Source organism: Aeromonas sp. sif2416 (assembly GCF_019218665.1).
Taxonomy (GTDB): Bacteria; Pseudomonadota; Gammaproteobacteria; order Enterobacterales; family Aeromonadaceae; genus Aeromonas; species Aeromonas encheleia.
On sequence record NZ_JAHUXC010000005.1, the window covers coordinates 66,533 to 87,284 of the forward strand.

General features: G+C 61.0%; 14 protein-coding genes. 7 read left to right on the top strand and 7 right to left on the bottom strand.

The window, feature by feature from the left end; all coding sequences use genetic code 11:
- Positions 1-58: 58 nt before the first annotated feature.
- The 4 genes from tapB to KW821_RS11365 form a co-directional block, all read right to left on the bottom strand.
- Positions 59-1,765 (bottom strand): PilB family type IVa pilus assembly ATPase TapB, encoded by a 1,707-nt coding sequence (gene tapB / locus KW821_RS11350; protein WP_218291522.1) that lies wholly within the window; start codon positions 1,763-1,765, stop codon positions 59-61.
- A gap of 3 nt (positions 1,766-1,768) precedes the next feature.
- Positions 1,769-2,233 (bottom strand): prepilin-type N-terminal cleavage/methylation domain-containing protein, encoded by a 465-nt coding sequence (locus KW821_RS21830; protein ID WP_305729941.1) that lies wholly within the window; start codon positions 2,231-2,233, stop codon positions 1,769-1,771.
- 323 nt (positions 2,234-2,556) lie between these two features.
- Positions 2,557-3,414, bottom strand: coding sequence for a carboxylating nicotinate-nucleotide diphosphorylase (nadC, locus tag KW821_RS11360; protein WP_218291523.1), 858 nt, complete (start codon positions 3,412-3,414; stop codon positions 2,557-2,559).
- Between the two features lie 3 nt (positions 3,415-3,417).
- Positions 3,418-3,888: a TIGR02281 family clan AA aspartic protease gene (locus KW821_RS11365; protein WP_042653204.1), complete on the bottom strand. Its 471-nt coding sequence runs from the start codon at positions 3,886-3,888 to the stop codon at positions 3,418-3,420.
- A gap of 134 nt (positions 3,889-4,022) precedes the next feature.
- On the opposite strand from KW821_RS11365, the gene ampD reads away from it, so the two are divergent.
- The 5 genes from ampD (at position 4,023) to lpdA (ending at position 12,004) form a co-directional block, all read left to right on the top strand.
- Positions 4,023-4,595: a 1,6-anhydro-N-acetylmuramyl-L-alanine amidase AmpD gene (gene ampD, locus KW821_RS11370; protein ID WP_218291691.1), complete on the top strand. Its 573-nt coding sequence runs from the start codon at positions 4,023-4,025 to the stop codon at positions 4,593-4,595.
- A 276-nt stretch (positions 4,596-4,871) separates the two neighbouring features.
- The gene (gene pdhR / locus KW821_RS11375; RefSeq protein ID WP_218291524.1) at positions 4,872-5,636 is read left to right on the top strand and encodes a pyruvate dehydrogenase complex transcriptional repressor PdhR; all 765 of its coding nucleotides are present in this window, start codon (positions 4,872-4,874) and stop codon (positions 5,634-5,636) included.
- Between the two features lie 69 nt (positions 5,637-5,705).
- Positions 5,706-8,366 (top strand): pyruvate dehydrogenase (acetyl-transferring), homodimeric type, encoded by a 2,661-nt coding sequence (gene aceE / locus KW821_RS11380; RefSeq protein WP_218291525.1) that lies wholly within the window; start codon positions 5,706-5,708, stop codon positions 8,364-8,366.
- 167 nt (positions 8,367-8,533) lie between these two features.
- On the top strand, positions 8,534-10,423 hold the full coding sequence (aceF, locus tag KW821_RS11385; protein WP_218291526.1) for a pyruvate dehydrogenase complex dihydrolipoyllysine-residue acetyltransferase: 1,890 nt from the start codon (positions 8,534-8,536) through the stop codon (positions 10,421-10,423).
- Between the two features lie 153 nt (positions 10,424-10,576).
- Positions 10,577-12,004 carry a dihydrolipoyl dehydrogenase gene (gene lpdA, locus KW821_RS11390; protein WP_042653200.1) on the top strand — a complete coding sequence of 476 codons (1,428 nt, stop codon included), beginning with the start codon at positions 10,577-10,579 and terminating at the stop codon, positions 12,002-12,004.
- Positions 12,005-12,078: 74 nt separating this feature from the next.
- On the opposite strand, the gene KW821_RS11395 is transcribed toward lpdA, so the two are convergent.
- The 3 genes from KW821_RS11395 to KW821_RS11405 form a co-directional block, all read right to left on the bottom strand.
- Entirely contained in the window at positions 12,079-12,393 is a 315-nt protein-coding gene (locus KW821_RS11395; RefSeq protein ID WP_084228324.1) for a hypothetical protein, read from the bottom strand.
- 638 nt (positions 12,394-13,031) lie between these two features.
- Positions 13,032-13,244 carry a hypothetical protein gene (locus KW821_RS11400; RefSeq protein ID WP_163154529.1) on the bottom strand — a complete coding sequence of 71 codons (213 nt, stop codon included), beginning with the start codon at positions 13,242-13,244 and terminating at the stop codon, positions 13,032-13,034.
- A gap of 146 nt (positions 13,245-13,390) precedes the next feature.
- Positions 13,391-15,301 carry a methyl-accepting chemotaxis protein gene (locus KW821_RS11405; RefSeq protein WP_218291527.1) on the bottom strand — a complete coding sequence of 637 codons (1,911 nt, stop codon included), beginning with the start codon at positions 15,299-15,301 and terminating at the stop codon, positions 13,391-13,393.
- 263 nt (positions 15,302-15,564) lie between these two features.
- Here KW821_RS11405 and KW821_RS11410 point away from each other — a divergent pair, with 263 nt between their 5' ends.
- Both KW821_RS11410 and acnB read left to right on the top strand, forming a co-directional pair.
- Entirely contained in the window at positions 15,565-17,823 is a 2,259-nt protein-coding gene (locus tag KW821_RS11410) for a patatin-like phospholipase family protein (protein WP_042641235.1), read from the top strand.
- 229 nt (positions 17,824-18,052) lie between these two features.
- Positions 18,053-20,650 (top strand): bifunctional aconitate hydratase 2/2-methylisocitrate dehydratase, encoded by a 2,598-nt coding sequence (gene acnB / locus KW821_RS11415; protein WP_218291528.1) that lies wholly within the window; start codon positions 18,053-18,055, stop codon positions 20,648-20,650.
- Positions 20,651-20,752 lie beyond the last annotated feature (102 nt).

Below are 20,752 nucleotides of genomic sequence, written 5' to 3' on the forward strand. Positions count from 1 at the left end.
CATCCTCGAGGGATGCCGCATGGGCATCACCCGGGTGAATGGGTTGGAAACGCTGGGCTCAGTTGGTGGTGATCCGGTTGATCTCGGCCAGGCTGGTGACCCCCAACCTTGCCTTTTCGAGACCTGAGATACGCAGATTACGCATGCCCTCCTTCTGGGCAATGGCAGCTATTTGCAGGGAGTTGGCCCCCTGCATGATCAATTTTGCGATGTTGTCGGACATGAGCATGATCTCATAGATGCCGACGCGGCCCCGATATCCTCCCGAGCACTCCTTGCAACCGACCGGCTTGAACAGTAGCAATCCGGCGGCCAACTGCTGGGGGGTAAAGCCCAACTCCAGCAGCTCGGCGTCCGGCACCACCTCCGGCGTCTTGCAGTGATCGCATAGCTTTCGGGCGAGGCGCTGGGCCATGATGAGGGTCACCGAGGAGGCGATGTTGAAGGCGGGGACCCCCATGTTCATCATCCGTGTCAGGGTCTCGGCCGCCGAATTGGTGTGCAGGGTCGAGAGCACCAGGTGACCGGTCTGGGCCGCCTTGATGGCGATCTCGGCTGTCTCCAGATCCCGGATCTCCCCCACCATGACGATATCCGGATCCTGGCGTAGGAAGGAGCGCAGGGCACTGGCGAAGGTGAGTCCGGCCTTGGGGTTGATCTGCACCTGATTGACGCCGGGCAGGTTGATCTCCACCGGATCTTCGGCGGTAGAGATATTGACCTCGTTGGTATTGAGAATGTTGAGGCCGGTATAGAGTGAGACCGTCTTGCCGGAGCCGGTGGGGCCGGTGACCAGGATCATGCCCTGAGGCTTGGAGAGGGCCTTCAGGTATTGGGCCTTCTGCCGGTCGTCGAAACCGAGTTGCTCTATGTTGAGGCGAGTCGCCGAGGAGTCCAGCAGGCGGATCACAATCTTTTCACCCCACATGGTGGGCAGGGTGTTGACCCGCATGTCCATAGATCTGTGGCGTGACAGCCTCAACTTGATCCGGCCATCCTGAGGCAGGCGCCGCTCGGCGATATCGAGTCGCGCCATCACCTTGAGGCGGGCGGAGAAGCGGTTGGCCAGGTTGACCGGTGGGGTGGCGATTTCATGCAGAATGCCGTCAATCCGAAAGCGGATCCGGTACTTGGTCTCATAGGGTTCGAAATGCAGATCCGAGGCGCCGCGCTTGATGGCGTCCATCATGATCTTGTTGATGTACTTCACTATGGGGGCATCATCATCCGCCGTATTGACGCCCTCATCGAGCCGAGAGCCTTCGTCAGAGACTTCGAGTTCCGAGATCTCAGACTCGTCGATATGGTCCATGCCGAGCGCATCCTGCTCGTTCTCCATCAGCTTGCCGATGGCGGTGGTCAGCTTGCTCTCCTCGACCAGCAAGGCTTCCGTGTGCAGGCCGAAGCTGAAGCCGAAATCCTCCAGTGCTGACACATTGGTCGGATCCGACATGGCGATATAGAGGGTGTGGCCCTGGGTGTAGATGGGCAGCACATGGTGTTTCTCAATCAGCTTCTGATTGAGGTATTTCTGCGGGATCTCGGCCAGATCGAAGGCGGCAAGATCCAGCAGAGGTACCCCATACTCCAGCTCGCAGAAATCTGCTAACGCTTTGCTGTCGAGGATATCGTTCTCGATCAGGAAGGTGACAAATGGCTTGCGCTGCGCCTTGGCTTGGCTCAGGAAGCGTAGTGAGTCCGGCTCACTGAGGAGGGAAGAGGCGGCCAGGCTGGTGGCCAGGCCGCTATTGGGGCTAGAGGTCATGCGTCAGCACAGGCCAGCCGTTTTACAAGTTCCCCCAATTACCCAGTTCAGTTGTTGTCCTGGGGGGGTTGCGTTAGTTAATGCGGGACTGGCTGCCAGTTCAAACGTATATGTGTTGTTTGGATCCAGAGTGGCAGAGGACTGAACAATAATTTTACCAGCAGTATCTGCACTATAAGCGCCAGAAGTGGCATCAACATACTGCTGATTCTGAATTGCATCAGCTAGCGCGGCCTCGGCCCTAGCGCCGCAGCCATTTGTTGCGTCAAAGATTTCGGCGCTATCGGCCGCACCCTGAACACACACTTCGACGGCCGTCTTAGCAGGTGTAATGGCTGCAATAACCTCCGAAAACTTGGCGCGTTTGGTATAGGTCTGATAGGCCGGCAGAGCGATAGCGGCCAAGATGGCGACGATCGCAACCACTATCATCAATTCGATAAGCGTAAACCCTGATTGTCTTTTCATGTCAAATATCCTTTTGTCCATGGTTCCTGATAAGTGCTGGTGGAAATCTATCCACAAGGCAGTATCTTATCCGAGCGCTTCGGGTTGGCAACAGAGGTTATCCCTTTGTTAACCACTTTTCTGTCATTTAGTGAAAATCATAGAAAAATCAAACATTAATTAGCCTCTAATGGCTCTTTTCTTCATCGTCGGGAGGGCCCATCTTCACACTCCTTATGCCGTGGGATCCTGCATAAAGAAAAGGCGCCTGTGGCGCCTTTTGCAAGTTTCGAGACCTGTAATATCTGGCAGGGCGAAACGAAGGGTTTCTCTCCCGTCCGCATTCAGACAAAGCGCATCGACAGATCCAGCGCCCGCACATGCTTGGTCAGTGCACCCACCGAGATGAAGTCGACGCCGGTGGCGGCATAGTCGGCGAGCGTCTCCAGGGTGACATTGCCAGACACCTCCAGCTTGGCGCGGCCCTGATTGAGGGTGACCGCCTCGCGCATCATGGTCACATCGAAATTATCCAGCATCACGATGTCGGCGGCGGCGCTGAGGGTCAGCTCCAGCTCGGCCAGCGACTCCACTTCCACCTCCACCGGCTTGCCCGGGTTGAGGCGGCGCGCCTCGGTGATGGCCTCTTTGATGCCGCCACAGGCGAGGATGTGGTTCTCCTTGATGAGGTAGGCATCAAACAGACCGATCCTGTGGTTCTTGCCACCGCCACAGGTGACGGCATATTTCTGGGCGTTGCGCAGGCCGGGCAGCGTCTTGCGGGTGTCGAGCAGGCGGCATTCGGTGCCTGCCAGCTCGGCAACATAACGGGCGGTGAGGGTCGCGACGCCGGAGAGGGTCTGCACGAAGTTCAAGGCGTTGCGCTCGCCGGTCAGCAGGATGCGGGCAGGGCCGTGGAGGCGGAACAGCTCCTGATCCGGTGAGAGCTGTTCACCATCCTGGACCTTCCATTCCACCTTGACCTCGCCACCTAGCTGGGCGAACACCTCATCGACCCAGGGCTGGCCGCAGAACACGCCGGCTTCGCGGGTGATGACACGGGCGGTCGAGATGCGATCGGCCGGGATCAGCTGGGCCGTGATGTCGGCGCTGGCGTCCGGTTGATCCAGCACGGTGAGGGCTTGACCTAAGTCTTCGAGTAGTGCGGCGCGTACGGCGCGGCTGATGTCCTGTTGTAACATGCCTTATTCCTGCAAGGGTCTGAGAAGCAACTGCCTGTCTTTCTGGCGCAATTCCAGCCGGCCGAGGGCATTCATGCCCACTAGGATCTCTTCCCCGTCGGCCGCCGGATTGATAAACACGGACAAATCGTACAAGGTCAGTGGGCCCATCGCCAGGCTTTCGATCTGGCTGGTATGGACCTGGATCTCGCCGGCCGCCGTGTTGACCCGGCTGCGACCGGTGGCGATCAGGCCGAGGCGGTTGGCCACCTGGCTCGGTACCGTCACCCGGGTGGCTCCCGTGTCCAGCAGCAGTTGCACCGGTTGACCGTTGATGGCACCCTCCAGACGATAGTGGCCGCTGGCATCGGCCTTGAGCAGCAGATCGCCGCTGGCGGTCACGGTCGGCTGAGCACCTGAGTAAAAGTAGAGGGTCAGTAGCCCCAGCAGGGAGAGCCAGGCCAGCAGCCAGAGACGGCGTGCCATCGGGTGCATATGGGGTCCAGTGCCTTGCGAATGATGGTTCAGCCTAACACAGTTTCACCCATGAATTCAGATGCTTGTTCCCGGCTTATGATGGGGGCGGCCGCCCGCTAGCGGGCATATTTCCATTGTGGATCGAGTAGATGATGACGCAGCCCATAGCAGTTTTTTCCATCGACGCCGAGGGGTGGTGTGAGCAGGCCCGTCGGGTGCCGTCCCCCCACCACAACGAGCGGGCCAGCCCGGACGACATCTCCCTGCTGGTGGTGCATGGCATCAGCCTGCCACCCGGGCAGTTCGGCGGCCCCTGGATAGATGACCTCTTCCTGGGACGACTGGATCCTGCCGCGCACCCCTATTTCGCCGAGATCTATCAGTTGCGAGTCTCGGCCCATTGCCTGATCCGGCGCGATGGTGAGCTGGTGCAATATGTGCCATTCGGTGCCCGCGCCTGGCATGCCGGGGTGTCGAGTTGGGAGGGCAGGGAGGCGTGCAACGATTTCTCCATCGGCATCGAGCTGGAGGGGACAGATGAGCTGCCCTACGAGGAGGCGCAGTACCTGACGCTGGCGGGGCTCACCCGAGCCATGTCAGGCCAATATCCTGCCATCACCCCGGAGCGGATTGTCGGTCATTGCGATATTGCCCCCGGTCGCAAGACGGATCCGGGCGATAGTTTCGAATGGGCTCACTATCGCCATCTGCTCAACCTCAAGTGACAAAGCTAAACTTTAGTTTGTATTTTTAAAATCAATGGCTTGTCTCTATGGCGAGCCATTCTTTCATGCTGTTGGCCAAATGTTATCTGTGAGGAAGCTCATAAATATTGGTCAGACCATTTTCTTTGAGCCACATCATAATTCCCGTCTTTTACCCCTAAAGTGGCAACCTTCAATCTTGATGCAGATCATATTTTGGGTGGACTTTTCCTATGCCCTCTGCTAATTTTCGCCCCAATCATAGAATTGGTAATACCAATTTAACAAAGTAGCCCCATGCCCTATATCAAGATTACTCAGCCCAAGCTGGCCGACGCCATCGTCGCCGAGCTGGAAAGCATGATTCTGGAAGGCAGCTTGCAGCCGGGGCAGAAGCTGCCACCGGAGCGCGAACTCGCCATCCAGTTTCAGGTATCGCGCCCCTCCCTGCGCGAAGCCATCCAGCGCCTGGAAGCGAGAGGACTCTTGTATCGTCGTCAGGGCGGCGGCACCTATGTGCAGAATGCCCTGAGCAAGGGGATCGCCGATCCCCTGTTCGAACTGCTCAGCACTCACCCTGAAGCCCAGTTTGATCTGCTGGAGTTTCGCCACGCGCTGGAAGGCATCTGTGCCTACTATGCCGCGCTGCGGGGGACCGAGGCCGATTTCGAGCGGATCCGCCAGGCGCAGTCCGCCATCGAAGAGGCGGGTCAGCAGGGGTCGCTGGTGGTCGAATCCGCCGCCGTCACCCAGTTTTATCTGGCGGTCGCCGAGGCATCGCACAACGTGGTGCTGCTGCACCTGTTGCGGGCCATGGGCCCCATGCTCGAACAGAATATTTTACGAAATAATGAAATTTTGAATCGCCGTCCGGGAGTGGTAGCCAAGATCCGTCGCCATCGTGCGAGCCTGATCGAGGCTATCCTGTCGGGGGCTCCGGAGCGGGCCAGGGCTGCTTGTCATGAGCACCTGGCCTTTATCGAGGACACCTTGTTGGATATGCAGAGGGAAGACAGCCGGATCCAGCGATCCATGCGTCGGATCCGTCAGCAGGAAAACTAATCCCACAAGGCTTTATTGTCGAATTCTTGCGCATCTTAACCGCCGTGCAAATAACAATAGGAACCAGCCATGTCTGATATCCTGAAGAACGATGTGGACCCGATAGAAACGCTGGAGTGGCTTGCCTCTCTGGAATCCCTGCTGCGTGAAGAGGGTCCCCAACGCGCTCAGTTCATCCTTGAACAACTGGCCGAGAAAGCCCGCATCAGCGGTGTTGACGTGGCTGAAAAGGCGAATCGCGACTACATCAATACCATCCCTGCCAGCGACGAACCGGCTTACCCGGGCGACCTGGAGATGGAACGTCGCATCCGCGCCATCATCCGCTGGAATGCCATGATGATAGTGCTGCGCGCCTCCAAGAAAGACCTGGACCTCGGCGGTCACATGTCTTCCTTCGCCTCTTCCGCGACCATCTACGAAGTCTGCTACAACCACTTCTTCCGCGCTCGCAGCGAGAAGGACGGTGGCGACCTGGTCTACTTCCAGGGTCACATCTCCCCGGGCATCTACGCCCGTGCCTTCGCTGAAGGTCGTCTGACCGAAGATCAGCTGGACAACTTCCGTCAGGAAGTGGACGGCAAGGGCATCCCTTCCTATCCGCACCCGAAACTGATGCCGGACTTCTGGCAGTTCCCGACCGTTTCCATGGGTCTGGGCCCCATCGCCGCCATCTATCAGGCTCGCTTCCTGAAGTACCTGACCGACCGTGGTATCAAGGATTGCTCCGAGCAGACCGTTTACGCCTTCCTGGGTGACGGCGAGATGGACGAGCCGGAAGCCAAGGGTGCCCTGACCGTTGCCGTGCGTGAAAAGCTCGACAACCTGGTCTTCGTGGTCAACTGCAACCTGCAGCGTCTGGACGGTCCGGTCGTGGGTAACGGCAAGGTCATCAACGAGCTGGAAGGTCTGTTCGCAGGTGCCGGCTGGGATGTCACCAAGGTTATCTGGGGTCGCAAGTGGGATGAGCTGCTGAAGAAAGACACTTCCGGCAAGCTGATCCAGTTGATGAACGAAACCGTGGACGGCGACTATCAGACCATGAAGTCCCGTGACGGCGCTTACGTCCGTGAGCACTTCTTCAACCGTTACCCGGAAACCGCCGCGCTGGTCAAAGACATGACCGACGAGGAGATCTTCGCCCTGAACCGCGGTGGTCACGATCCCCGTAAATTGTTCGCCGCCTTCTCCAAGGCCGCAGCGACCAAGGGCAAGCCGACCGTCATCCTGGCCAAGACCATCAAGGGTTATGGTATGGGCGAAGCGGCTGAAGGCAAGAACATCGCTCACCAGGTCAAGAAGATGGATCTGGGCTCAGTGCGTCACCTGCGCGATCGTTTCAGCCTGCCGGTCACCGACGAGCAGTTGGAAGAGTTGCCGTACCTGAAGATCGAAGAGGGTACCGAAGAGCACAAGTACCTGCACGCTCGCCGTGCCGCGCTGAAGGGCTATGTACCGACCCGTCTGCGCGAGAGCACCACCAAGCTGGAAATCCCGGCGCTGGATGCATTCGGCCCGCTGCTGGGCGAGCAGGCTCGCGAGATCTCCACCACCATGGCGTTCGTGCGTTCCCTGAACGTGCTGCTGAAAGACAAGTCCATCGGCAAGCGCATCGTGCCGATCCTGGCCGACGAAGCCCGTACCTTCGGGATGGAAGGTCTGTTCCGCCAGATCGGCATCTACAGCCCGCACGGTCAGCAATACACCCCGCAAGACCGCGACATCGTCTCCTACTACAAGGAAGACAAGCAGGGTCAGGTTCTGCAAGACGGTATCAACGAGCTGGGCGCCATGTCCTCCTGGCTGGCTGCTGCGACCTCTTACAGCACCAACGATTGCCCGATGATCCCGTTCTACATCTACTACTCCATGTTCGGCTTCCAGCGGATCGGCGACATGGCGTGGGCAGCCGGTGACCAGCAAGCCCGTGGCTTCCTGCTGGGCGCGACCTCCGGTCGTACCACCCTCAACGGTGAAGGTCTGCAGCACGAAGATGGTCACAGCCACATCCTGGCCGGCACCATCCCGAACTGCATCTCCTACGATCCGTCCTACGCCTATGAAGTGGCGGTGATCGTACAGGACGGCCTGCGCCGCATGTACGGTGAGAAGCCGGAGAACGTCTTCTACTACATCACCACCCTGAACGAGAACTATGCCATGCCGGCCATGCCGGAAGGAGCCGAGGAAGGCATCCGCAAGGGTATCTACAAGCTGGAATCCGTGGCCGGTAACAAGGCCAAGGTACAGTTGCTGGGTTGTGGCTCCATCCTGGGTCACGTGCGTACCGCCGCCCAGATCCTGGCGAGCGAATACGGCGTGGGTTCCGACGTGTTCAGCGTGACCTCCTTCAACGAGCTGGCTCGTGATGGTCAGGACGCCGATCGCTGGAACATGCTGCACCCGACCGCGACCGCTCGCGTACCCTACATCACCTCAGTGCTGGGTAGCGATGCCACCATCGCCGCGACCGACTATATGAAGTCCTTCGCCGAGCAGGTACGTGCCTTCGTGCCGACCGAGAACTACCGTGTACTGGGTACCGATGGTTATGGCCGTTCCGACAGCCGTGCCAACCTGCGTCGTCACTTCGAAGTGAACGAGTTCTATGTCGTCGTTGCTGCCCTGACCGAACTGGCCAAGCGCGGTGAGATCGACAAGCAGGTTGTGGCCGACGCCATCGCTAAATACGGCATCGATGCCGACAAGGTTAACCCGCTGTACGCGTAAGAGGATTGAGCGCCCTGTCCGGACCTGCGTGCCGGACAGGGCCTTGCCCAGGTTAATGCGACATAAGGGTAAGAGGACAAACACAGGGTTCGGACGGCAACAACGAGCCGGAACCTGCTCTTGCCAAGGTTAACGCGATAAACGTACGCGTAAGAGGATAAATCACAATGTCCAAACAGATTATGGTGCCGGATATCGGTGCCGATGAAGTTGAAGTGACCGAAATCATGGTTGCCGTGGGTGACAAGGTCGAGCTCGACCAGTCCATCATCGCGGTAGAAGGCGACAAGGCCTCCATGGAAGTCCCGGCTCCGGCCGCGGGCATCGTCAAAGAGATCCTGATCAAGGTGGGCGACAAGGTTGCCACCGGTTCCCAGATCATGATCTTCGAAGCCGAGGGTGCGGCTGCCGCCGCGCCGGCTCAGGCTGCCGCCCCGGTTGCTGCTGCAGCGCCGGCTGCTCCTGTTGCTGCCGCTCGCAAAGACGTGCACGTACCGGACATCGGTGACGACGAAGTGGACGTGACCGAGATCATGGTTGCCGTGGGCGACATGGTTGAAGCCGACCAGTCCATCATCGCCGTGGAAGGTGACAAGGCCTCCATGGAAGTGCCGGCTCCGTTCGCGGGCCGCGTGGTCGAGATCAAGGTTGCCGCCGGCGCCAAGGTTTCTACCGGTTCCCTGGTGATGGTATTCGAAGTGGCGGGTGCCGCACCTGCCGCCGTGGCTGCCCCGGCTCAGGCAGCCGCTCCCGTGGCTGCAGCCCCGGTTGCCGCCGCTGCCAAAGAGGTCAACGTACCTGACATCGGCGGTGACGAAGTGGAAGTGACCGAGATCATGGTCGCCGTGGGTGACAAGGTCGAAGCCGACCAGTCCCTGATCGCGGTCGAAGGTGACAAGGCCTCCATGGAAGTACCTGCGCCGTTCGCCGGTATCGTCAAGGAAATCAAGGTGAAGGCCGGTGACAAGGTCTCTACCGGTTCCCTGATCATGGTATTCGAAGTGGCTGGCGCCGCGCCTGCCGCCGCCCCGGTTGCCCAGGCTGCTGCACCCGTTGCCGCTGCACCTGCTGCCCCGGTGGCTCAGGCCGCTGCCCCGGCTGCCGCTTCGTCCGACTTCGTTGCCAACGATGCCTACGTCCACGCCTCTCCGGCCGTGCGTCGTCTGGCCCGTGAGTTCGGCGTCAACCTGGCCAAGGTGAAGGCCTCCGGTCGCAAGGGCCGCATCGTCAAAGAAGACGTGCAAGCCTACGTGAAGGATGCCGTCAAGCGCGCCGAGTCCGCTCCTGCTGCCGGTACCGGCAATGGCAACGGCATGAACGTGCTGCCATGGCCGAAGGTGGACTTCAGCAAGTTCGGTCCGGTCGAAGAGCTGGAACTGACCCGGATCCAGAAGATCTCCGGTCCTGCCCTGCACCGCAACTGGGCCATGATCCCTCATGTCACCCAGTTCGACGAAGCCGATACCACAGATCTGGAAGCGTTCCGCAAAGAGCAGAACATGCTGGCCGAGAAGCAGAAGCTGGATGTGAAGATCACCCCGCTGGTGTTCATCCTGAAAGCCGCCGCCAAGGCCCTGGAGGCGCATCCGCGCTTCTGCAGCGCCCTGTCCGAAGACGGCAGCAAGCTGATCATGAAGAAGTACATCCACATCGGTGTGGCGGTTGACACTCCGGGGGGCCTGGTAGTACCGGTCGTTCGCGACGTCAACAAGAAGGGCATCTATGAGCTGTCCCGCGACCTGGCCGAGATCTCCAAGAAGGCCCGTGCCGGCAAGCTGACCGCTGCCGACATGCAGGGCGGTTGCTTCACCATCTCCAGCCTGGGTGGCATCGGCGGTACCAGCTTTACCCCGATCGTCAACGCGCCGGAAGTGGCCATCCTCGGCGTTTCCAAGTCCGAGATGAAGCCGAAGTGGAACGGCAAGGAGTTTGTGCCGCGTCTGATGCTGCCGCTGGCGCTGAGCTATGACCACCGCGTCATCGACGGTGCTGACGGTGCTCGCTTCGTCACCACTCTGAGTGGTGTGCTGTCCGACATTCGTCGACTGGTTCTGTAAATGTAAATGAGAGGGCGAGCACAGAGCTCGCCCTTTTCACTTCTCATTTCATTAACAAAATTATAAACTTGCCCCGTTTTTTTCACGGCTGCAGCCGCCTTCTTTGGCATAAGACTGTGCTGTCCGGGGATATAGAACGACAAAGAGGTCATGATGAGTAAAGAAATCAAAACTCAGGTCGTAGTACTGGGTGCCGGCCCTGCCGGTTATTCCGCTGCTTTCCGTGCCGCCGATCTGGGTCTGGATACCGTTATCGTCGAGCGCTACTCCACCCTGGGTGGCGTCTGCCTGAACGTGGGCTGCATCCCGTCCAAGGCGCTGCTGCACGTCGCTAAAGTCATCGAAGAAGCCAAGGCGCTGGCCGATCACGGCATCGTCTTCGGTGCCCCCCAGACCGACATCACCAAGGTCCGTCTGTGGAAAGAGAAGGTCATCAACCAGCTGACCGGCGGTCTGGCCGGCATGGCCAAGATGCGTAAGGTCCAGGTTGTGAACGGCTTCGGCAAGTTCACCGGCCCGAACACGCTGGAAGTGACCGGGGACGACGGCAAGACCACAGTCACCTTCGACAACGCCATCATCGCCGCGGGTTCCCGTCCGGTGAAACTGCCGTTCATCCCCCATGACGACCCGCGCGTATGGGATTCAACCGATGCGCTGGAACTGACCACAGTTCCGGGCAAGCTGCTGGTCATCGGTGGCGGCATCATCGGCCTGGAGATGGGGACCGTGTACTCCTCCCTGGGTTCCGAAATCGACGTGGTGGAATTTGCCGATCAGCTGGTGCCGGCTGCCGACAAAGACATCGTCAAGATCTACACCAAGCGTGTTGCCAAGAAATTCAACATCATGCTGGAGACCAAGGTCACCGCAGTTGAAGCCCGTGCAGACGGTCTCTACGTCTCCTACGAAGGCAAGCACGCGCCGGCCGAGCCGGTTCGCTACGACAACGTGCTGGTCGCGGTCGGTCGTGTGCCGAACGGCAAGCTGATGGACGCCGAGAAAGCCGGCGTGGCCGTCAACGAGCGCGGTTTCATCGAGGTGGACAAGCAGCTGCGTACCAACGTCGCTCACATCCACGCCATCGGTGACATCGTCGGTCAGCCGATGCTGGCGCACAAGGGTGTGCACGAAGGCCACGTGGCGGCCGAAGTCATCGCCGGCAAGAAGCACTACTTCGACCCGAAAGTGATCCCGTCCATCGCCTACACCGAGCCAGAGATGGCCTGGGTCGGTCTGACCGAGAAGGAAGCCAAGCAACAGGGCCTGAACTTCGAAGTCGCCACCTTCCCCTGGGCTGCCTCCGGCCGCGCCATCGCCTCCGATTGCTCCGACGGCATGACCAAGTTGATCTTCGACAAGGACAGCCATCGCGTCATCGGTGGTGCCATCGTCGGTACCAACGGTGGTGAGCTGCTGGGTGAGATCGGTCTGGCCATCGAGATGGGTGCCGACGCCGAAGATCTGGCGCTGACCATCCACGCTCACCCGACTCTGCACGAGTCCGTGGGTCTGGCTGCCGAAGTGTACGAAGGATCCATCACCGATCTGCCGAACGCCAAGGCCAAGAAGAAGAAATAATCTTCTTTCTGCCGTGATGAAAAAGCCGCTCCCATGAGCGGCTTTTTTGTTGTCTGTCACCTGGCAGCCTGCTGTCAGCAGCGCCCTTTCTTAGCCTGGCCTGGCGGGCAGAAGGAGCGATAACCCTCCTGGCGATGGTGGTGACCATCATGGCGGTAGTAATAGCGATCGGGGTGGCGGTCATCGTAATAACGGCGGTAATAGCCATCGTGGCGATGGTGGTCATCGTAATAGCGATAGTAATGACCCCCATGGTAACGGTAGTAGCCGTCAGTGACCCGGATATGGGCATCGTCCACACTGAAATCTGCGCCATGTACCCGTATCGGGCCACTGGTGCAGGCGGTGAGCAGCGCGCCAAGCAGTACCATCAGAATCCGCTTGTCCATAACAACCTCCTATGGTTTCCCCTGATTATGCTGCCGTTCCCCATGGACACCGGGGTGCCTTGGTGGCGTTGCGTCATGACTTGCCGCTGGCATAACAGGGAGCATGCGGTGTTCCCTCAAGTATGGGGCAGAACGCGTATTTAGAAGGTCATGACCAGCAGCGATGCGCTCTTGCTTACGTCGCCGTTTCATTGCCGCGACATGCCGGCGCCACCCTATGGTGTAATGGCTGATATGCCCGGCCAGAGCGGCACGAGATGGTGTTGAGGGAGAGCCGTTCCGGCCAACTGTCTGCATCCTGTAGAGGGGCGTCCGGCGAGCGATCGGTTCGAGCCTGAATTGACTCGGTGCTGAGCGGGGGAGGCGTCAAGGGCGTGGCCCATAGCGGGACTCGAGGCAGTGGAGGAGAGGCGTATCCCGACTGATATGGTGGTCGATGCCGGCATGGGATCCTGTGCGGTCTGGCGCTATGCCGTGGGGCCCAGTGCCGAGGAGGTGAGGCAGGTGATAGTCGAGGGGAGGCGGGCAAACCTTATGGGGCTGCATCGCCGGGGTGGAGCACTAAGATCCGGCGGCGCCTGTATTGGACGCGCGCTTGCAGCAGGCCGACCAGCAGATGACGGCCATAAAAAAAGGCGCTAGCAGCGCCCTTTCTTGGCCTGTCCCGGGGGACAGAAACGACCCCGTTGGCCGCCGTGATAGTCATCATCGTAATAGCCATCATTATGGCCGTCGTAGACCCGGATCCGGGTGTCATCCACACTGACATCGGCGCCGTGCACTCGCACCGGCCCGCTGCTGCAGGCCGACAACAGCGCCCCCAGTACCATTACCATCATCAGTTTACCCATTTCCGTTCTCCTTGGTTCTCCTCTGATTATGCGTCATTCCTGCCGGGATCCTGAGCCGAGTTGGCGGTGCTGCGTCATGGCTTGCCGTTGTCGCAAAAAGGGAGCGCGGCTGCGCTCCCTGGATGAGGGGAAAGGGCGGAGGAGACTCAGAGCCGGAAGTTGCCGACCAGCTTGTCGAGCTCGCCAGAGAGCTGCTGCAGGCTGCGGCTGGACTCGGTCAGCTGGTGGGCGATGTCGGCGGTCTCCATGGTCAGCTGGTTGATGTCTTCCACGTTGCGGTTGATCTCGCCGACCACGCTGGATTGCTCCTCGGTGGCGGTGGCGACCTGGATGTTCATGTCGCTGATCTGGGTGATATGGCCGGTGATCTGGCCGAGGGCCGCATCGGCCTCGTCGGCCTGGGCCACCACCGCCAGACTCTGGCTGCGGCCCTGGGTCATGGCGCTGACGGCGCGGGCGCTCTGCTCCTGCAGGCGGTTGATCATGCCCTGGATCTCGGCGGTGGAGGCGGCGGAGCGGCTGGCGAGGTTGCGCACCTCGTCGGCCACCACGGCGAAGCCACGGCCCTGCTCACCGGCACGGGCGGCCTCGATGGCGGCGTTGAGCGCCAGCAGGTTGGTCTGCTCCGAGATGCTGCGGATGGTGTCGAGGATGCTGCCGATGGAGTCGGTCTGGTTGGCCAGCGACTCGATGACGCCGGATACCTGTTCGATCTCGTCGGAGAGGCCGACGATACCGTGGCGTGCCTGGGCCACCATCAGGGCGCCTGCATCGGCCTGCTCGTTGGCCTGCTTGGCCACGTCGGCGGCCAGGGAGGCGTTGCCGGCGATCTCGCCGACGGTGGCGCCCATCTCGTGGATGGCGGTGGCCACCTGCACTGTGCGATCGCGCTGGGCGGTGCAGTTGTGCTGGGTCAGCTGGGCCTTGCTGGCCACCTCGTTGGCGGTGGCGGCGAGCTGACGGGAGTTGCTGGCCACCTGCTCGATGGAGCCGTGGATCTTGGCCACGAAGTTGTTGAAGCCGGTGGCGACCTGGGCGAGTTCGTCCCGTCCCTCCACCTTGAGGCGCTGGGTCAGATCCCCGTCACCACTGCCGAGTTCGCGGAACAGGCGGGCCAGTTCGTTGAGCGGACGGCTGACCGAGCCCGCCAGCAGCACGCCGAGCAGCCCCATGCTGACGGCGATCGCCAGGCTCACCAGCAGGATGTGCAAGCGGGCCCGATCCAGTTCGGCGTAGATCTCAGCCTCTGGTACCTGGGCCACCAGGTACCAGTCGAGCAGCGGAATATAGCTGGTGGCGAGCACCACCGGCTGGCCATCGATCTCGGCGTGGGTGGCGGCGAACGCCTGCTTGGTCAGCAGGCCAGCGGCACTGGCCCCGGCCAGCTGGGACAGGGTATCGCGGTCGATGCGGGCGGCATCCGGGTGCAGCTTCACCTTGCCGCTGCCATCTGTCATGAACACGAAGCCGCTGTCGCCGATGCGGAAGTTGGCCAGCATGCTGACCATGCTGTCGAGGGACTTGGCGAGCCCCGCCAGGCCGCGGCCGTCGAGTTGCTGGAAGTTGACGAACAGTTTCACCTCGCCGTTGCTCTCGCGAAAGATGCTGAGCATCAGATCCTGCGGGCTCTTGGTGTAGCCGTAGAACCAGCCATCCTGCTCCGGGGTCAGGTTGCGCAGGAAGCCGTCCTGATTGTAGTAGGCGGCGCTCTGTCGATCGGCGAAGGAGGCGGTGACCAGGCCGTACTGGGCGGTCATGTCCTTGAGCTGATCGACGAGGATGGACTCCTGCTCCTTGGGCATGCCACGGGCCACCCAGTCCAGCACGAAGCGATCGTTGGCGAGCTGTTTGGCGGCATTGGCGACCGAGGTGAGATCCTTCTCGATCTCCTTGCCGATGCGCTGGGTCAGGTTCGGCAACTCCTGCTCGAACATGCGGGCCTCGATCAGCTGCTGGGCCGAGCGCTGGCTGAAGTAGCCCACCAGCAGGCAGGAGAGCGCCACGGCCAGGATGACGGTGGCCAGAATTTTCTGTTTGAGTGTCAGGCTTGCAAACATAGGGGTGACTCGGGAGTGTGGGCCGAAGGTTGAGCCCATATTAGCGGCCGCCGACCCGCGCCCTTGAGGCGATGCCGGCGTTTATTGCCGATTAACGTTTGCGCTCACATCAGGCCGGGACTGGATTGATGCCGCCCATGCTCCCGGCCGGCCGACGGGATCTTGATGAAATCTCGCCAGCACAGGCAGTTGCGGTTACAGTTCCTCATCTTATAGTAGGCATCACGGCTCACTCGGCTCGCACTGGATCAATGGACAATCATATGCGCATCTTTCATCGGGGATGGACCCACCTGCTTCTGCTCTTGCTGGCGACCCTGCCTTTCATGGCGGCGGCCCAGTCCGATCGACCCAGGATCGCGCTGGTGCTGAGTGGTGGCGGCGCCAAGGGGGCGGCCCACATCGGGGTGCTCAAGGTGCTGGAAGAGAAGCGCATCCCGGTCGACATAGTGGTGGGCACCAGCATGGGCTCCTATGTGGCGGGCATGTACGCCATGGGGCTCAGCGCCGAGGAGGTGGAACGCATGACCCTCTCCATCGACTGGAACAAGGGCTATCAGGACAAGGTCGGCCGCGATGAACTCTCCCTGCGCAAGAAGCAGCAGAGCGAGAAATACCAGCTGCGTACCGACATCGGCGTCAACGGTGACTCTGTCCAGTTGCCGGACGGCTTCTTCCAGGGCCAGTCCATGGCCAGCCTGCTGCGCCACGCCACCTCCAACCTGCCGGTGCAGAAGAGTTTCGACAACCTGCCCATTCCCTACCGTGCCATGGCCACGGACATGGAAACCGTGACCCCCTTCGTGCTGGATCACGGCAGCCTCGCCAAGGCGATGCAGGCCTCCATGTCCATCCCCGGCGCCCTCAAGCCGGTGGAGTGGGAGGGGCATATCCTGGCCGACGGCGGCACTGTCAACAACATGCCGGTGGATGTGGCCAAGGCCATGGGCGCCGACATCGTCATCGCGGTGGACATAGGTGCCAAGCTGCGCACCCGCGAGTCGCTGAAGTCGGGGCTGGCGATGATCGATCAGCTCACCACCTACATGACCCAGGTCGGCACCGACAAGCAGAAGGCCCTGCTGGGGCCCAAGGATGTGCTGCTCAGCCCGGAGTTCGGCGACATGGGCATCGCCGATTTTGCCCGCATGCCGGAGGGGATCCGGGTCGGGGAGGTGGTGGCCAACCGCGCCTCTAGCCAGCTCGATGCCCTGTCGCTCTCGCCGGAGCGCTATGCCGACTACCGCAACCAGAAGTTGAGCCGCCGCGCCGAGCGCAGCGGTCAGCCGGCCTACTACATCGACAAGGTGGAGATCGTCAACAAGTCGCGCCTCTCCGACGACACTGTGCGCGCCATGCTCAAGGTGCGCCCGGACAAGGTGCAGACCTATGAGAGCCTGGAGGCGGGCATCCGCCGGCTCTATGCGCTGGAGTCGTTCGATCGCATCACCTATGAGGTGGAGGAGCGGAGCGGTGAGAACGTGCTGGTGGTCAATGCCAGCGAGAAGAACTGGGGGCCGGGTTATCTCAACTTCCAGCTCGGTTTCTCCGATGATTTCGAGAGCACCTCCAACTACAACGTCGGTATGTCCTACAACCTGACCAACGTCAATGACTGGGGGGCCGAGTGGCTGACCGAGGCTTCCTTGGGCACGGCCAAGCACCTCAAGACCGACTTCTACACCCCGCTCGAGCCCTCCCAGACCTTCTTCGGCGAGGCGAGTCTGGCTTATGACAAGACCCAGCGCCGGGTCTTCTTCCCGGAGGATGAGGTGCAGACGTCCGGCGTGAGTTATCTGGACTCGGAGTACAGCTTCACCAGCGTGGATCTCTCCGTCGGCTGGAACCGTCAGCCCTGGAGCCGGCTTTCCCTGGGGCTGGAGGGCAAGGTGGGCAGCGTCGATATTCAGAACCTGTCCGATGCGGATGCGGATGCCTCCTCCTGGGGACCCTATGTCCGCTTCGAGCACGATACCCTCGACAGTCGCTACTTCCCCTACGAGGGGATCTACTGGGACATCAAGGGCGGCTACTCCCACATCAAGGTCGAACCGACCAATGCGCCGACCGAAAATACCGAGGGGATCAACTATCACCTGGCGCTGATCAAGCCCTGGTCATGGGGGCGACACAGCCTCAACCTGATGCTGGAAGGGGGCGGCTCCACCTCGGAGGAAGAGGTACCGCTGTTCGTGCAGGATCTCGGCGGTCTGTTCCGGCTGTCCGGCTTCCAGCACTACCAGCTGAGCGGCCGCTACAGCCTGTTCAGCGGTCTGCGCTACATCTATCGGGTGGCGGACAACGACTTCGGCGCCGTCAAGGCACCGCTGTTCCTCGGCGGCTCCCTCGAGCAGGGCGGGGTCTGGGACAAGGGCGCGGACATCAGCCTGGAGTCCTCCTACACCGCCGGCTCCGTCTATGTGGGGGTGGAGAGCTTCCTCGGTCCCATCTTCCTCGGTTATGGTGTGGCGGAAGGGGGGCACGACATGTTCTATCTGCAATTGGGCACCACCTTTGAATAAGGGGGAAATGCTGCCTTTTTGTTAACTCTGGTCGGGTGTGTTTTTTGTGCTTTTAAAAAACCTTATCAAGATTAGATGGTTATGTTGATTTGGTGAATAAGTGAACAGGGTTTGGATTTTACTTACTCGTTAAAACTTATATAGTGGGGGGCACCCTACGGGTGTCCCGCAAGGACGATCGCCGCGAGCTTGGGCGAACCCCAAAAAAAAGACCAAAGAGGAATTAGTCGTGCTTGAAACCTACCGTAAACACGTCGCAGAACGTGCCGCCGAGGGCGTGGTTGCCAAACCTCTGGATGCAGAGCAAGTCGCCGCCCTGGTTGAACTGCTCAAGAACCCGCCCGCCGGTGAACAAGATTTTCTGAAAGAACTGTTGTCCTCCCGAATTCCACCTGGTGTTGATGAAGCGGCCTATGTGAAGGCCGGTTTCCTCACCGCCGTCGCCAAGGGCGAGGCGCACTCCCCGATCCTGACCGCGGCCGAAGCCGTCGAGTTGCTCGGCACCATGCAGGGTGGTTACAACATCCAGCCGCTGATCGATCTGCTGGATGATGCCGAGCTGGCCCCTCTTGCTGCCAAGGGCCTCTCCCACACCCTGCTGATGTTTGACTCCTTCCACGACGTGGAAGAGAAGGCCAAGGCCGGTAACGCGCACGCCCAACGGGTGCTGCAGTCCTGGGCCGATGCCGAGTGGTTCCTGAACCGCCCGGCCCTGGCCGAGCAGATCACCGTCACCGTGTTCAAGGTGACCGGTGAGACCAACACCGATGACCTGTCTCCGGCGCCGGATGCCTGGTCCCGCCCTGACATCCCGCTCCATGCCCTGGCCATGCTGAAAAACGCCCGCCCCGGCATCACCCCGGACAAAGATGGCGTGATAGGCCCGGTCAAGGCCATCGAAGAGCTCAAGCAGACCGGCTTCCCGCTGGCCTACGTCGGTGACGTGGTCGGTACCGGCTCTTCCCGCAAGTCCGCCACCAACTCGGTGCTCTGGTTCATGGGCGACGACATCCCGTTCGTGCCGAACAAGCGTGCCGGCGGCGTCTGCCTCGGCGGCAAGATCGCCCCCATTTTCTTCAACACCATGGAAGATGCCGGTGCCCTGCCCATCGAAGTGGATGTCTCCAAGCTGGAGATGGGCGATGTGATCGACATCTTCCCCTATGAGGGCAAGATCACCCGCCACGGCACCGATGAGGTGCTGGCCGAGTTCACCCTCAAGACCGAGGTGCTGATCGACGAGGTGCGCGCCGGTGGCCGTATCCCGCTGATCATCGGCCGCGGTCTGACCGACAAGGCGCGCGAGGCGCTGGCGCTGCCGTTCTCCACCGTGTTCCGTCGCCCTGTGCCTGTGGCCGACACCGGCAAGGGTTACACCCTGGCCCAGAAGATGGTGGGCAAGGCCTGCGGCGTGCAGGGCATCCGTCCCGGCACCTACTGCGAGCCCCGCATGACCACGGTCGGTTCCCAGGACACCACTGGCCCGATGACCCGGGATGAGCTGAAAGACTTGGCCTGCCTCGGCTTCTCCGCCGATCTGACCATGCAGTCCTTCTGCCACACCGCCGCCTATCCCAAGCCCATCGATGTGCAGACCCACCACACCTTGCCGGACTTCATCATGAACCGCGGCGGCGTCTCCCTGCGTCCCGGTGACGGCGTCATCCACTCCTGGCTGAACCGCATGCTGCTGCCGGACACCGTGGGCACCGGTGGTGACTCTCACACCCGTTTCCCCATCGGGATCTCCTTCCCGGCGGGCTCTGGTCTGGTGGCCTTCGCCGCCGCCACCGGCGTGATGCCGCTGGACATGCCGGAATCCGTGCTGGTGCGCTTCAAGGGCGAGCTGCAACCGGGCATCACCCTGCGTGACCTGGTCCATGCCATCCCCTACGCCGCCATCCAGCGCGGCCTGCTGACTGTGGAGAAGGCGGGCAAGAAGAACATCTTCTCCGGCCGCATCCTCGAGATCGAGGGGCTGCCGACCCTGAAGGTGGAGCAGGCGTTCGAGCTGGCCGATGCCAGCGCCGAGCGCTCCGCCGCCGGTTGCACCATCAAGCTGGATCAGGCACCGATCATCGAGTACCTCAAGTCCAACATCGTCATGCTGAAGTGGATGCTGTCCGAAGGCTACGGCGACGTGCGCACCATCACCCGCCGTATCAGGGGGATGGAGGAGTGGCTGGCCAATCCGGTGCTGATGGAGGCGGACAAGGATGCCGAGTACGCCGAAATCATCGAGATCGACCTCGCCACCATCAAGGAGCCCATCCTGTGTGCGCCGAACGATCCGGACGATGCCCGCCTGCTGAGCGACGTGGCTGGCTGCCAGATCGATGAGGTGTTCATCGGATCCTGCATGACCAACATCGGCCACTTCCGCGCCGCCGGCAAGCTGCTCGAGAAGTACCAGGGCGAGCTGCCGACCCGCATGTGGATAGCCCCGCCCACCAAGATGGACAAGGATCAGCTGACCGAAGAGGGCTACTACGGCATCTTCGGCCGGGTCGGTGCCCGCATCGAGATCCCGGGTTGCTCCCTGTGCATGGGTAACCAGGCGCGGGTTGCGGAGGGGGCTTCCGTGGTCTCCACCTCCACCCGTAACTTCCCGAACCGTCTGGGCAAGGGTGCCAACGTCTACCTGGCCTCCGCCGAGCTGGCCGCGGTTGCCGCCATCACCGGCAAGATCCCGACCGTGGCGGAGTACCTGCAGTACGCCAAGGCGCTGGATGCCACCGCGGCCGATACCTATCGCTACCTCAACTTCAACGAGATCGCCTCCTATACCAAGAAGGCCGATGCGGTGATCTTGCAGCAAGCGGTGTAAGGCTGGGCGCCGACGCGGCGCACGCAGTCTGATAAAAAGCCCCGGCCCATGTCGGGGCTTTTTCATGGCGCCAAGCAGACTGAGACGCCTCAGGATCCTGCG